This window comes from Campylobacter sp. RM10537, from assembly GCF_022369435.1.
Taxonomy (GTDB): Bacteria; Campylobacterota; Campylobacteria; order Campylobacterales; family Campylobacteraceae; genus Campylobacter_D; species Campylobacter_D molothri.
Window position 1 is genome coordinate 369863 of the sequence record NZ_CP059597.1, and the last position, 14377, is coordinate 384239.

A 14377-nucleotide genomic window follows, 5' to 3' on the forward strand; every position below is an offset into this window, starting at 1 on the left:
TTTTTTAAAGAAACAATTTAATAACGGATATATTGTTTTAGATCTTCTAGCATTTTTTTAGCCATTAAGTCATAACCTTTTATAGTTAAATGAACATCTTTTAAGGAGAGTTTTTGCTTAATCCATTTATCTTTACCCCCTGTATCTTGCATAAATTTATACATGTCGAAAATGAGGGTTTTTTCTTCTTTTGCAACCTCATAGAGTGCTTCTCTTACGGCAAAAAAATTAGGTGCTAATTCATAAGTTCGATTTTTTTTATAGGTTACAATAGGGGGAGATATTAGCATAATAATAGTATTTTTATTATAGCTTTTAAGTATTTCTATCCAATGTTTAAGATTGTTTTTAAATTTTTGTTTTTCAAAACCTTGAAAAAGTGCATCATTTGATCCGTAGGAAAGTATGATTAGATCATTATGTAAAAGTTTTAATTCATTTTTAACTACTAAAGGATTCCAAGAAAGCCAAATATCACTTTTTGCACCATTTATGGCGACAGTATCTAAGAAATTGTTATCATTTTTATTAGTTATAAAATATCCTCCAAGTTCAGCATTTTTTTGTAAAGCTGTTATTTCTAAAGGGAAAGTTGCTTCAAGTTTTTTATATGACCATTTATTGCTTTGAAAAGAACGTAATTTGAAATTTTTACCTTGTGCGTCTTTGATATTAAAGGCATTATTATCATCTTTGGCTTTAAATAAAAAACCTATTTCAAATTTTTTTTTGTTTAAAGTCGTATCGATATTAATTTTTGCATTTTTGTCTTTAGCTTTTGCTATGATACCGCCTAATGGGAAATTTAGTTTTATATTTTTTGGATTTTTAGAATTTAAAATTTCAAAATTTTTATAAGAATATTTAAGATTTAAATTTTGTTGATATTTGGGCTGAAGAGCATGGGCAAATCCTATAGAGTTTGATTTTATAAGATATCCCCTAAGTACTCTTGGAAAAAAATCGGCTGCGATATGAGAATCTCCAAAAATTCTAATGCCTAGATTGTTTTGACTTTTTAGTTTTTTTTCAAATCTTTTTAAATCTTTTTTTAGAACATAACTTGTTAGAGCAGAGTGATTTTTACTTTGTATAAGAATTTTATCTATAGGATCATTGGCAAAAGCAAATAAATTAGTGAATAAAAATAAAAATAAAAATAATTTTATTTTATTCGCTAACATTTTGATCCTTAATAATTAAATGATTTAGCAAAAGTTTAGACATGATCTTGGCACCATTCATTGTAAAATGAATACCATCATCAGTTCTTACTTTTATGGTTTTATTGTTTTCATTTTTAATATAAGTAGAATATTGATTATTGAGAGTAAAAGATGATTTTGTATCAATAAAAATTTCTTTATTTTTAAGAACTTCTTGACGATAAATTTCATTTAAAATTTGAATTTTATCATTAAGACTATCTTTTTTCATCGGTGGAACTTCAAACCATAAAATTTTAACTTGATATTTTTGAGCTATTTGTATAATCTCATCTACTCTAGTCTTATAAAATTCTTTCCAAGCCGAAGAGCCAAAACGAAGATAATTTTTACCTTTTTTAATGTCCCAAGGATCATTTGGGCCTAATAAAATGACAAGATATTTGATATTTGAATTTGATAAAAATGCATCTTCTATGGTTTTTGCCCAATTAAAATAAGATTTATAAGAAAGTCCTGTATTTTGCCTACTTAAATCTTCTGATTTGATGCCTAAAATATTTAAATTTTTGTTAAGATTGATTGCGACCCCTTGCATTAATGAATCGCCAATAAAAAGAAATTCTTTACTTGGATTAATTGTTAATTTTCCATTATCGGTTAAAATAGTTGAATTTTTATCTTTAAAAGAGCTTGCATTTTCTTCTTGTTGCACTTGTACTAAAGATTGATTTTTTATTTTTGTATCGTTACTAAGATTTGCATCTTCAATATCTTTTATAATTTGATAGTTAGAATGGGTAGTTTTAGTGGTATTTTCTGTGCTTAAAACGGTATGAATTTGTTCTAATTTTATCTTTAATTTATTACCTTCTTTTAAAATAGTATTTTGTGGATAAAAGCTAAGATGATATCTTTGTTCTATATATGAACTAATACTTTCATTCATAACAATTATGACTAAGATAAATACAGCCATTAGAATAAATAAGAATTTAATTATCTTCATTAAAAACTCGAATAAATGAAATTAGGAATACCATCTGGCATAAATGTAAATACCAATAATAAAATAAAAGTAATAATAAAGGGTTTTAATAAAAAAGGAGTTAAATCTAAAATTTTTACACAATAAGTTCTAAAGTTGATAAATAAAGGATAAATAAGAAAAATAACACCAAAACTTGCAAGAATATAAATATCTTGATAGCTTGGAATTTGTGAAAAATTATTATAGCAAGCTTTAAAATATTCTATAGCATCATCTAAACTTTTATTATAATAAAAGAAAATCCAAGTAAAGCATACAAATTGAAAAGTTAAAAATCTTCCAAGTGTTGGAATTTTTTGTAAATTTATTTTTGTTAAGGCGAATATATGCAAGAAGGCAACGCCTATACCGTGTAATAAACCCCAAATTAAGAATGTTAAAGTATTGCCATGCCACATTCCAGAAAGTATAAAAGCAATAAGAAGATTTAAAATAGTCCTAGTTTTACCTTTTTTACTTCCACCCAAAGGGATATAGATATAATCTTTTATAAAGGTTGAAAGGCTAATGTGCCATCTTGACCAAAATTCTTTGAGATTTTTAGACAAATAAGGCATATTAAAATTTGGAGGAAGATGAAAGCCTAACATCAAAGAAAAAGCACATACTAAATCAATATATCCACTAAAATCACAATAAATTTGTATAGCATAGGCATAAATAGCACTTAAAAGCTGTATAAAATTATAAGATTGTGGAAAATCAAGAATATGTTCAGCATAATTACCTAAATAATTAGCTATAAGGACTTTTTTTACAATTCCAAAAATCAACAAAGTAATAATTAAATTTTCATTTTTAAATTCTCGTTTACGATGACTTTGCTCAAAGAAAAAAGAGCTTCGCATAATTGGACCTGAAAGCAAGGTAGGAAAAAAAGATAAAAATAGGGCCAAATTGAAAAAGCTTTCTAGACGACGTTTTTTATAAACTTCTAAAAGATAAGTAATCGAAGTAAAGGTATAAAAACTAATTCCCATAGGAAATAAAACATCTAAATTAATAAAATCAAGACCAAAAAATTCCATAATAGAATCAAAACTCGTCTTAATGCTTGCAAAATATTTAAAAAAACATAAATTTAAAATAACAAAGGTGATACAAGTCATGAAAACATAACGTTTTTTTCGAATAAAAATAAGTAGAGAAAAATAATGTATAAAAAAGGTATATACAAATAAAATTAAAGCAAAATAGGGATTAAACAGAAAATAAATCAGATAAGAAAAGATTAAAATTAAAATATTTTGTATTTTATAATTATCGTGAAATAACCAATAGATGGCAAAAAATGCCATCATCAAAATGCTAAATTCTAAAGAAAAGTAAGTCATTTATGTAAAATTGGTTTAGATCTTTATCTTAAATAAAAACTATTTTTTAAGAGCAATGCTTTTAATATATTGATCGGCCAAATATAAACCATTTCCATTTTCACCAATAAGTTTGATTTTATCCACTATACCACGGAAAAGCGCTTCTTCTTCGTGTTGTTCACTTACATACCATTGTAAAAAATTAAAAGTAGAATAATCTTTATTAACGAGCATATGTTCTACAAGTTCATTGATTGATTTTGTAATACTTTGTTCATGGGCATATGTTTTTTCAAAAACATCAAGCAAGGAATTAAAATTTTGTTCAGGTTGCTTAACTTCTTTAAGTTCAACATGAGAATCTGTTTCATTAAGATAAGTGATAAGTTTTTTTGCATGTTCACTTTCTTCGCTTGCATGAGCAAATAAAAATGCTCCAGCACCATCAAAGCTATTTTCATAGCACCAAGAACTCATGCTTAAATATAAATTAGCCGCATACATTTCTTTATTAACTTGTTCATTAAGTAATCTTACTACTTCTTTTGAAAGCATTAGATCTCCTTTGTCTATATATTTTTATTTTAATGGGAAAAATATACCCTAATTTGGCAAAAAAATAAATAAAATAATATGAAATTTTATATTTTTTAATAAAAACAATTTTAAAAATTTAAGAAATATTTTGATAGAATTTTTAGTTTTTTAAGGTGCAATTTATGGCAAAAAAAAGACTTTCTTTATCAAGACTTAGCATTCCTATTTTTTGGGATTTATTTTTTAGATTTTTAAGTATTATTGCTAATACTGCTATGGTCTCTCATTATTCTAATGATTTAGTTGGAGCAATGGGAGCTGGTAATGAAATTATTGATTTATTTATCACTATTTTTAGTTTTTTAAGTGTGGGGTGTAGTGTCGTTATTGCTCAAGCTATTGGAGCTAAAGATACCATACTAGCTAGAAAAGTGATTCATCAAAGTTTGTTTTTAAATTTGCTTTTTGGTTTGATTTGTGGGAGTTTTATTTTATGGCAAAGTGAACTTCTGCTCAATCTTTTAAATATACCTAAAGAATTACTCAAAGATAGTCAAATTTATCTTGATATGCTTGCAATCTGTCTTATTTTTGATGCGATTGGTTTAATATTATCAGCGATTATGAGAGTTTATAATATAGCCTATTGGGTTATGATGGTGGGTATTATGATGAATTTAATTATCGTTGTTGGAAATTTTTATGTGCTTCATTTTACAGAGCTAGGACTTTTTGGAGTAGGGGTTAGCAATATTATAGCAAGAATTGTTGCTGTAGTTGCTATGTTTTTAATCATAACTTATAAGCTTAAAATTCATTTAAAAATAAAAGAAATGCTTAATTTTGAAAAAGAGGTGTTAAAAAAAGTTTTTAGCATAGGAGGTTTTTCCGCGGGAGAAAATCTAATTTGGATTAGTCAATATATTATTAGTTTTAGTTTTGTGGCTAGTCTTGGAAAAGAAAATCTTAGCGTTCAAACGATTTATTTTCAATTGTCTTTATTTATTATGATGGTGGGAATTGCTATGAGTGTTGCTAATGAGATTATTATAGGAAAATTAGTTGGCGCAAAATACGAAAATATAGCTTATAAGCATACTTGGAAGGCGCTTTATTTTAGCGTTATGGTTACGATTGTAGTCGTGCTGTGCCATTATTTTTTAAAAGATGTTACTATGAATCTTTTAGATTTAAAAGAAGATCTTAGAGAAATTATGCTCCCTTTATTTACTCTTTCTATTTTTCTTGAAATTTCAAGAACTTTTAATATAGTAATGGTCAATGCTTTAAGAGCAAGTGGAGATGCTAAATTTCCATTTTTTAGCGGTATGATATTTATGTTAGGAGTGTCTTTACCTGTAGGATATATACTTTGTTTTTATTGCAACCTTGGAATTTTAGGAATTTGGATAGGTTATTGTGCAGATGAATCTTTAAGAGGACTTGTTAATGCCTATAGATGGAAGAGTAAAAAATGGCAAGGAAAAGCTGTAATATAAAGGAATTTTCTTGGAATAATTGGGTATTTTTTTATCAAAAAAAATCCATTAAAAATGTATATTTAAGATTAAATGAAAAGGGTAAATTTTATTTAAGTTTGCCTTATTTTTACACTTTAGACGATATTGAAAAATTTTTAATCAAGCATGAAGATTGGATTAAAAAAACGTGGCTTAATTTTAAAAATAAAACTAATGAAGCGGATCAAGTTTATTTTTTAGGTAAAAAATATCGATTAGTTTTAAAAGAAAACCTTTTTAAAACAAAAATTTTAAAAACCGAAATTCATACTCCTTCTAGAATAGAATTTGAGTCTTTTTTAAGAAAAAATTCTAAAATTATTTTTCTTTTTTATCTTAAAAAATGGACTCAAAGGACCAAGCTTAATTATACACATTTAAGTATTAAGAAAATGAAAACACGTTGGGGTTCTTGTAATCATAAAAAAGGTTATATTAATTTAAATTTAAAGCTTTTAGAAAAAAGTTTAAAAGCTATAGAATATGTTATTTTACATGAAATAGCCCATTTAAAATATCCCAATCATAGTCAAGATTTTTATAATTTTTTAGCATTTTACATGAAAGATTTTAGAGTAAGGGAAAAAGAATTTAAACTTTGATAAATAAGATTGATTTTTTTTGATATAATTTTTTATATTTGAAGGATGAAAATTGATTTTAGAATTTGAATTTGAGTATTTTGGAAATAATGATTATTTTACTTATCTTTTAAATTTTTATGCTAAGAATTATAAATATAGTTTAAATCGAAAAAAAAATAAGATTTTATTGCAAATAGAAGGCGATGAAAAAGAATTATCTGATTTTTGTGAAAATCTAAAAGGTATAAGCAATAGTGTTTTTTTGAAAAAATTTGATGTAAGGATAACTGAAAGATTAAATGATTTTAATCAAAGTTTTGATTATTGTGAAAAGTTTTTCTATCTTACTCATTTAAATTCTAGTGCATATGTGGAAAAAAAAGAGCTTTCGAATAACGAATGGGGTGTATTTTGCGAGAATGAAATTTCACTCGATGGACTGTATTTTGAAAAAATAAATCAGGTCAATTTTGATACATTTTTACAAAAAGCTCTTGAAAAATTGGTTAATAAAGAAGAAATTTACTTAAAAAATCATAAAGGAAGTTATAAAATCAGCCTCTTTAATGAGAATTTTGAATGCGATTTTTTGATACCCTGTGATATAAAAACCATACAGACGATTTTTGTTTGTTCTCAAGAAAATTTAAAACTTCTTGCAAGCTTAGAGAAACCTTTAATTAAATTAAGATTAAATGCCATATTTAGAAAAAAATATAATTTAAAATTTAGTGATTTTAAATTAGTTTTAGCACAAGATCTTTTCATATTTGCTTTATGTTATCAGCTTTATAAACAGGATTTTTCTTTTTTGAGTGTTTTAAAAATTGATGAAAAAGAAGAAGATTTTGAAGTGATGAATTTAGATGAAAAAGTTGTAATTTTGCAAGGTTTAGAATTTATAGATCGTAAAGCAAGAGAACTTATTTTTTCCAAAGAAGATAAAAATATGGCTAGAATTTCTTACATTTTAAGTAGTTTTAAACAAGAAGTTTTTCTTTTAGAATTAAGTAAAAAATATGACGATATTTTGCTTATTAATAAGGAGCTAAATTTATTAAAACTTGATTTGCCTAAAAGTTTTAAAAAGCTTTATGAGGAAATTGAAAAAGATGAGATTGGTGCTAAGCTTTTATCTAATTTCTCAAAAGAATTTCCACTTTTAGATGAAGATTTTACCTTAAAAAATAATTTTTATTCTTTATTTTGTATTTTAGGTAGAATTTTAAACTTAGATAAAGAAATTTATAGTGCTGGAGAAAAACTCTTAAAAATGGCTGATGAAAGTAAAATGCCACGTGGAGTGAAAATAGATTATCGTTTAAAAAAAGATAAAAGTTTTGACCATGTAAGAACTTTGCGATCTGTTATGAGTTTTATGCTTGCTGGGGTTGATAGTGTTAATATTGCTTATGGGATTGTTGAGAGTTTAAGTTATTTTTTACGTGATATATATGATGAATTAAGATCAAAAAGACAAGCTGAAATAGCTATTGTTAGCGGTGCTTTATTTGAACATAAATCTCTACTTAAAAATACTTTAAAACATTTAAAAGATTGCAAACTAAGCGATGCGCCACTTAGGATTTAAAATCAAAATTTCAGGCTTGGTCCAAGGTGTAGGATTTCGCCCTTTTATATATGAAATAGCTTTAAAACTTCAACTTTTAGGAGAAGTAAAAAATGATGGTTTTGGGGTAGAAATTTTACTTTCTTGCTCTTATAAAAAATGTTTGGAATTTATAGAGCAATTAAAAAGTAACCATCCTCCTCTTGCAAGAATAGACAAAATTGAAATTTTAAAATGTAGGCCAAAAGTTTATCATAACTTTTGCATCGCTTCTTCAAAACAAAGTATAAAAACAACCCCTATATTAAGCGATTTTGCTTTATGTCAAGAATGCAAAAATGAATTTTATGACTTAAACAATAAGCGTTTTCATTATCCTTTTATCACTTGTACTCACTGTGGACCTCGTTTTAGCATCATAAAAAATTTACCCTATGATAGAGATAATACTACGATGGATAAATTTAAGATGTGTGATTTTTGTGAGAAAGAATATAAAAATCCTTCAAATCGCCGCTTTCATGCTCAACCTATTAGTTGTTCTAAATGCAAAATTTCAGTGTATTTAAAAAACAAGCAAGGTGAAATTTTATTTACGGATGAAAATGCTTTTATAGAATGTGCAAAACTTTTAAAACAAGGAAATATTCTTGCTATTAAGGGAATGGGCGGATTTCATTTAATGTGTGATGCTTTTAATGAAAAAGCTTTAAAAGAATTAAGAATAAGAAAAAACCGTCCTAAAAAACCTTTTGCTTTAATGTGTAAGGATATTAAAGATATTAAAAAACTTGCATTTTTAAGCGACGAAGAGGAAAGATTGATAGGTAGCTCATTAGCGCCTATTGTAATTTTAAAAGCGAAAAAGAACTTTGATTTAATTGCTCCAGATATTGATAAAATAGGTATTATGATGGCTTATACCCCTTTGCATCTTTTGATTTTTGAATATTTTAAAGGTATTCTTGTAGCAACAAGTGCAAATTTAAGTGGCGAAAGTATTATTAAAGATGAGGATAATTTAAGATTTAAACTTGATAGAGTTTTTGATTATTATTTAGACTATGATAGAGCGATTTTTAACTCTAGTGACGATAGTATCGCTCAATTAATAAATAATCAAGCTATGTTTTTACGTACTTCAAGGGGCTTAAATCCTTATTATATAGAAACAAATTTAAATTTCAATCAAACTTATCTAGCTTTAGGATCAGAGCTTAAAAATGAATTTGTGATTTTTTATCAAAATAAAATATTAATCTCCCCTTATATAGGAGATTTAAAAAGTGTTGATACTTATGAAAGATTTTTAAGGCTTTTGGATTTTTTTAAAAAAAGTTATGATTTAAAATTTGATACTATACTTTGTGATAAACATCCTCATTTTTTATATACAAAAGACTTTAAGCAAACAATTAAAATTCAACATCATTATGCACATTTTTGTGCAGCTTATTTTGAATACCAAGAAGAATTTATCAAAGATGAGAAGGCTTTAGGTTTTATTTGGGATGGAACGGGTTATGGTGATGATGGCAGTATTTGGGGTGGAGAGATTTTTATAGCTAATTTAAAAGAATATGAAAGAATTGCTCATTTTGATGATTTTAAATTGATTAATGCTGATATAAAAAATATATATAATTTGGCTTTAAGTGTAATTTGGCATTATAATTTAGAAAATTTAGCTCAAGATTTTTTAGATAAAATTTCAAAAGTTAAACTTGAAAATCTTAAAAAAATTTATACTAATTCTACTCTTAAAACAAGCTCTTTAGGACGTATTATCGATGCTTTTGGTGCTATTGTTTTTGACTTAGATCAAAGTTCTTATGAAGCACAAATTGGTCTTATGTGTGAAAGTTTTTATCAAAGAGATTTAAATTTTTCTTATAAACTTTATGTTGAAAATGGCAAAATTAATTTTAAAGAATTGATTTTGGGGGCTTTAAGAGATGAAAAAAGTAAAGCTATTACAGGTATGCTTAATGGCTTGGCTGATTTCATTATAAAATATAGTCAAAATTATAATTTTAAAGTATTGCTTAGTGGTGGAGTTTTTCAAAATAAAACTTTACTTGAAATTCTAAAAGCTAAAAATTTAGATTTTTTTGTGCCTTTAAAATATCCTTGTAATGATAGCTCAATAGCTTTAGGGCAAATGATACATTTTTTAAATAAAAATTAACCCAAAAACTCATTAAAATTTAATGCTTTTAAGGATACAATGAAATAATTATTTAATTTTTAAGGAATGAAAATGTGTAAAGATTGTGGTTGTTCGATAAATTCTAAAGAGGACTCTTTTTTTCATCATCATGAAAATCCAAGTTTAAAAGAGAGTAAGACTGTAGAGGTAATTTCTAAAATTTTAAGTAAAAATGATGAACAAGCCTTGCATAATAGAAATCATTTTAATGAATCACATACACTTTGTATTAATTTAATGAGTTCTCCAGGAAGTGGCAAAACCACTCTTTTAGAAAATACAATTAAAGCTTTAAAAGATGAGATAAAAATTGCAGTCATTGAGGGGGATCTAGAAACCAATAATGACGCACAAAGAATTAAAAATATTGGTGCTAAAGCATACCAAATTACTACAGGACAAAGTTGCCATTTAGATGCTTTTATGGTGCATGAAGCTTTGCATCACTTAGCGATTAATGATATAGATTTACTTTTTATAGAAAATGTAGGTAATTTAGTTTGCCCTGCAAGCTATGATTTAGGAGAACATTTAAATATTGTTTTACTTTCAGTTACCGAAGGAAGTGATAAGCCACAAAAATATCCAGTTATGTTTAAAAAAGCTGATGTTGTGCTTATTAGTAAAGCTGATTTAGCACATCATTTTGATTTTGATATCAAGGAAGCAAGCAAATTGATTAAAGAATTAAATCCAAAAGCAGATATTATAGTTTTAGATGCTAAAAATGGAAGCAATATGGAACTTTGGTATAAATTTTTAAGACTAAAAAAGGAGCTTTTTTAATGTGTTTATCTATTCCATCTGAAATTTTAGAAATCGATGAATTAAACAATGCCATCGTGCAAACCTTAGGTGTTAAAAGAAAAGTGAATTTAGATTTGATTGATGAACCCTTGCAAAAGGGAGATTTTGTTTTAATACATGTAGGTGTTGCTATGGAAAAAATCGATAAAGAATCTGCTTTGGAGAGTATAAAAACTTATAGAGAAATTGTAGATAAAATGAATAGTGGAGAAATTAATACCAATGAAGGGGATTTGGGTTTAAATGAATTTAATCGATGAATTTAGAGATAAACAAAGTATTTTAGCCTTAAAAAAATTGATAGAAAAAGAGATTAAAAACCCTATTAATATTATGGAAATTTGTGGCGGACATACCCACAGTATTATGAAATATGCCTTGCCTTCTATTTTACCTAAAGAGATTAATTTTATTCACGGACCAGGTTGTCCTGTATGTGTTATGCCTAGAAATCGTATTGATATAGCTATTAAATTAGCTTCTATGAAGGATAATATTTTTTGCACACTAGGTGATCTTTTAAGAGTGCCAGGGAGTGATTTTTCTTTAATTGATCTAAGAGCAAAAGGAGCTGATATTAGAGCACTTTATTCTCCGCTTGAAATTTTAGAAATTGCTAAGGAAAATCCAAATAAAAATATCATTTTTTTTGCTATAGGTTTTGAAACAACAACTCCTATGAGTGCTCTTTTGCTTGAAAAGGTGATAGAGTTAAATTTGAAAAATATTTTTTTTCATATCAATCATATTACCGTTCCAGCGCCTATTGAAGCAATTATGGATGATGAAAATGTACAAATCAATGCTTTTTTAGGACCTTCTCATGTTAGTGTGATAACAGGTTTTGAAATTTATAAACCTATAGCAGCTAAACATAAAACCCCTATAGCAGTGAGTGGTTTTGAACCAGTAGATATTATGGAGAGTATTTTAAATATAGTAAGACAAAGTAATAAAGGAACATTTGAAGTATACAATCAATACAAAAGAGCTGTAAGTAAAAAAGGCAATATTAAAGCACAAAATTTAGTTGCAAAATATTTTGAACCTTGTGATTTTGAATTTCGTGGCTTAGGAGTTATTAAAAATGGTGGCTTAAAATTAAGAGAGGAATTTGGTGATTTTGATGCAAGTAAGCAATTTGATTGTATGGTTTTAAGTAAAAATGAAAACAAAGCTTGTATTTGTGGGAAAATTTTAAGAGGCCTAGCTAAACCTTATGATTGTAAAGTTTTTGCTAAAGCTTGTACTCCAAGAAACCCTATAGGCAGTTGCATGGTTTCAAGTGAAGGAGCATGTGCTGCTTATTATAGATATTCAAAGGTAAATGTATGAAAAATATTTCTTTAGCTCATGGTGGTGGCGGAGAAGAAATGAATGAGCTTTTAGATGGAATTTTTAAAATTTTTAATAATGATATTTTAAATGCTGCAAATGATGCTGCAATTTTGGGAAATATAGCTTTTAGCACAGATTCTTTTGTGTTAAATCCTATATTTTTAGATGATGAGATAAATATAGGTAAGCTTTGCGTTTGTGGTTCGATAAATGATATTTTAATGGTTGGAGCTAAGCCAAAATATCTTAGTTTAGCTTTTATTTTAGAAGAAGGTTTTAAGATAAAAAAACTCAATAAAATTTTACAAAGCATACAAAAAGAGTGTTTTAAAGCTGGGGTTTTAGTTGTATGTGGCGATACTAAAGTGGTCCCAAAAGGCAAAGGTGATGAAATTTATATTAATACTACAGCCTTAGGAGAAATCATTGCTAAAAAAGAAACTAAAAATATAAAAGCAGGACTCAGTGTCTTAGTTTCTGGTGATATTGGCAGACACGGTGCGAGTGTTTTAATCAAAAGAAATCAATTAGAAGCTGATATAAAAAGCGATTGTAAGATTTTAAATAAAGAGGTTTTAGAGCTTTTAGAAAATAATGTAAAAGTTATAGCTATGCGTGATGCAACCAGAGGGGGTTTAAGTGCGGTTTTAAATGAATGGGCAAAGCAAAGTGGAAATGATTTTTTAATTTTTGAAGAAAAAATTATCATACAAGATGAAGTTTTAGGGCTTTGTGAACTTTTTGGTTATGAAGCATATGAGCTTGCAAATGAAGGCACTTTTGTTCTTTGTGTAGAAAAGGAAGACGAACAAAAAGCTTTAGAAATTTTAAGAAAGTATAACAAAAATGCAAATATTATAGGGGAAGTTTTAAAGGAAAAAGCATCTCGTGTGATTTTGCAAAATTCTTTTGGAGCAAAGCGTTTTTTAGAAGTTCCAAAAGGTGAACTTTTGCCAAGAATTTGCTAATGCACGAACTTAGTATTGTAGAATCTTTAATTGATCTGTGTGAAGAAAATGCTTTAGCCAATAATGCTAAAGATATACAAGAAATTTATATAAATATTGGACGTTTAAGTGGGGTTGAAGTAGATCTTTTTAAGCGTTGTTTTGAAACATTTAAAGAAAATTCTCAATTTTGCAAAAATGCAAAACTTTTTATAGAAATTACTCCACTTGAGATCTTATGTTTAAAGTGTGATCAAAAAAGTATTTTAAAAGAAAATATTTTTAAGTGCCCATGTTGCTCAAGTATTGATTATAAGATTATACAGGGTGAAGATTTGCATTTAATGCGATTAATAATGCAATGATTATATTTTTATAATTCTTCCAAGCTCTAATAAATTTGAAATCAAAAATTCTTTTTTGGCGAGTTTAGAATTAGTTTTTAATTCATGTTCGCTTTTAAGCAATAAGGTAAAAATATTTTTATATTGTTCTATTTTGATGCTAAAAGCCTGCTGGCTTAATTTTTGTGCGATTAAAGGAGGAGGGGAATAACCTAATAATTCTTTCAAATCTACTTTTCCATAAATTTTTGCATAAATGGCGATTTTAAAAAGACGATAAAAAGCAGCGCTTAGATAATTAAGCAATGCAATTTCATTATAATTTTCTATAATTTTTTCAAGCTCGTTTTTAAAATCTAATTTTTTCAAAATTAGTTCAAAAAAATTTTCAAAACTTCCAGAACTAAGGCTATGGCAGTATTGATCTATATCTTGTTCGCTTACGGTTAAATTTGTAAATTTGTTTAATTCGCTTGCTGCTAAGTATAGATTTTCATTAAAATTTGTAAATAGCATAAATAAGGCATTTTGGGTAATTTCTATATTAAGTTCTTTTGCCTTTATAGCTAAAAGTTCTATACCTTCTTTTGCATTATTAGGTTGAAAAAATCGTGCAAAATTATTTCCAAAAATTTTTTCTATATCGCTTTGTTTGGAACTTTCATCATAAAATTCTAAAAGAAAAAAATTATTTTGATTATTGTGACAGAGTTCTACTAGAGTTTTTAATTCTTTTGCGGGAATTTTTTTATTGATTTTTAATTCTAAAAGCTTATTATTACTAAAAAGAGATCCTCCGCTTAAAAAATCACTAGCTTGATTAAAATGATATTCTTCAAAAAACAATTTTAAATTTTCATCATAAGTCCATTTTTTTTTAATAAAATTGGCATATAATTCTATTTGAAAGTTGTCAGCTCCATATAAAAAGAAAATATTAGGAAAATTATTTTTCAAAAGTAGTGTTTGCAGTTCTTTTCTATACATT

14 protein-coding genes are annotated in these 14377 nt (G+C 26.6%); 9 read left to right on the plus strand and 5 right to left on the minus strand.

The window, feature by feature from the left end:
* Positions 1 to 17 precede the first annotated feature (17 nt).
* The 4 genes from CMOL_RS01890 to ftnA are packed head-to-tail and all read right to left on the minus strand — an operon-like array spanning position 18 to position 4088.
* Entirely contained in the window at positions 18 to 1184 is a 1167-nt protein-coding gene (locus CMOL_RS01890) for a GDSL-type esterase/lipase family protein (RefSeq protein ID WP_239820501.1), read from the minus strand.
* Positions 1171 to 2175: an SGNH/GDSL hydrolase family protein gene (locus CMOL_RS01895; RefSeq protein ID WP_239820502.1), complete on the minus strand. Its 1005-nt coding sequence runs from the start codon at positions 2173 to 2175 to the stop codon at positions 1171 to 1173. Before CMOL_RS01895 ends, CMOL_RS01890 begins: the two co-directional genes overlap by 14 nt.
* Positions 2175 to 3551, minus strand: coding sequence for an MBOAT family O-acyltransferase (locus CMOL_RS01900; protein WP_239820503.1), 1377 nt, complete (start codon positions 3549 to 3551; stop codon positions 2175 to 2177). The genes CMOL_RS01895 and CMOL_RS01900 overlap by 1 nt, the downstream gene beginning before the upstream one ends.
* A gap of 39 nt (positions 3552 to 3590) precedes the next feature.
* Entirely contained in the window at positions 3591 to 4088 is a 498-nt protein-coding gene (gene ftnA, locus CMOL_RS01905) for a non-heme ferritin (protein ID WP_200283263.1), read from the minus strand.
* Between the two features lie 164 nt (positions 4089 to 4252).
* On the opposite strand from ftnA, the gene CMOL_RS01910 reads away from it, so the two are divergent.
* The 9 genes from CMOL_RS01910 (at position 4253) to CMOL_RS01950 (ending at position 13410) form a co-directional block, all read left to right on the plus strand.
* A complete protein-coding gene (locus tag CMOL_RS01910; RefSeq protein ID WP_239820504.1) occupies positions 4253 to 5569 on the plus strand; it encodes an MATE family efflux transporter in 1317 nt (438 codons plus the stop codon).
* Complete coding sequence (locus tag CMOL_RS01915) at positions 5545 to 6192, plus strand: M48 family metallopeptidase (protein WP_239820505.1); 648 nt, start codon at positions 5545 to 5547, stop codon at positions 6190 to 6192. Before CMOL_RS01910 ends, CMOL_RS01915 begins: the two co-directional genes overlap by 25 nt.
* A gap of 52 nt (positions 6193 to 6244) precedes the next feature.
* The gene (locus CMOL_RS01920; protein WP_239820506.1) at positions 6245 to 7765 is read left to right on the plus strand and encodes a hypothetical protein; all 1521 of its coding nucleotides are present in this window, start codon (positions 6245 to 6247) and stop codon (positions 7763 to 7765) included.
* Positions 7746 to 9932 carry a carbamoyltransferase HypF gene (gene hypF, locus CMOL_RS01925; protein WP_239820507.1) on the plus strand — a complete coding sequence of 729 codons (2187 nt, stop codon included), beginning with the start codon at positions 7746 to 7748 and terminating at the stop codon, positions 9930 to 9932. Before CMOL_RS01920 ends, hypF begins: the two co-directional genes overlap by 20 nt.
* Before the next feature lie 72 nt (positions 9933 to 10004).
* The gene (hypB, locus tag CMOL_RS01930) at positions 10005 to 10739 is read left to right on the plus strand and encodes a hydrogenase nickel incorporation protein HypB (RefSeq protein ID WP_200283280.1); all 735 of its coding nucleotides are present in this window, start codon (positions 10005 to 10007) and stop codon (positions 10737 to 10739) included.
* Positions 10739 to 11020, plus strand: a complete 282-nt coding sequence (locus CMOL_RS01935; protein WP_200283283.1) for a HypC/HybG/HupF family hydrogenase formation chaperone — start codon at positions 10739 to 10741, stop codon at positions 11018 to 11020. The genes hypB and CMOL_RS01935 overlap by 1 nt, the downstream gene beginning before the upstream one ends.
* Complete coding sequence (gene hypD / locus CMOL_RS01940; RefSeq protein WP_239820508.1) at positions 11004 to 12095, plus strand: hydrogenase formation protein HypD; 1092 nt, start codon at positions 11004 to 11006, stop codon at positions 12093 to 12095. Before CMOL_RS01935 ends, hypD begins: the two co-directional genes overlap by 17 nt.
* The gene (gene hypE, locus CMOL_RS01945) at positions 12092 to 13066 is read left to right on the plus strand and encodes a hydrogenase expression/formation protein HypE (protein ID WP_239820509.1); all 975 of its coding nucleotides are present in this window, start codon (positions 12092 to 12094) and stop codon (positions 13064 to 13066) included. Before hypD ends, hypE begins: the two co-directional genes overlap by 4 nt.
* Positions 13066 to 13410: a hydrogenase maturation nickel metallochaperone HypA/HybF gene (locus CMOL_RS01950; RefSeq protein ID WP_239820510.1), complete on the plus strand. Its 345-nt coding sequence runs from the start codon at positions 13066 to 13068 to the stop codon at positions 13408 to 13410. Before hypE ends, CMOL_RS01950 begins: the two co-directional genes overlap by 1 nt.
* Here the strand turns inward: CMOL_RS01950 and CMOL_RS01955 are convergent, their stop codons facing one another.
* The gene (locus CMOL_RS01955; protein WP_239820511.1) at positions 13411 to 14376 is read right to left on the minus strand and encodes a DNA polymerase III subunit delta; all 966 of its coding nucleotides are present in this window, start codon (positions 14374 to 14376) and stop codon (positions 13411 to 13413) included.
* Position 14377: the final 1 nt, after the last annotated feature.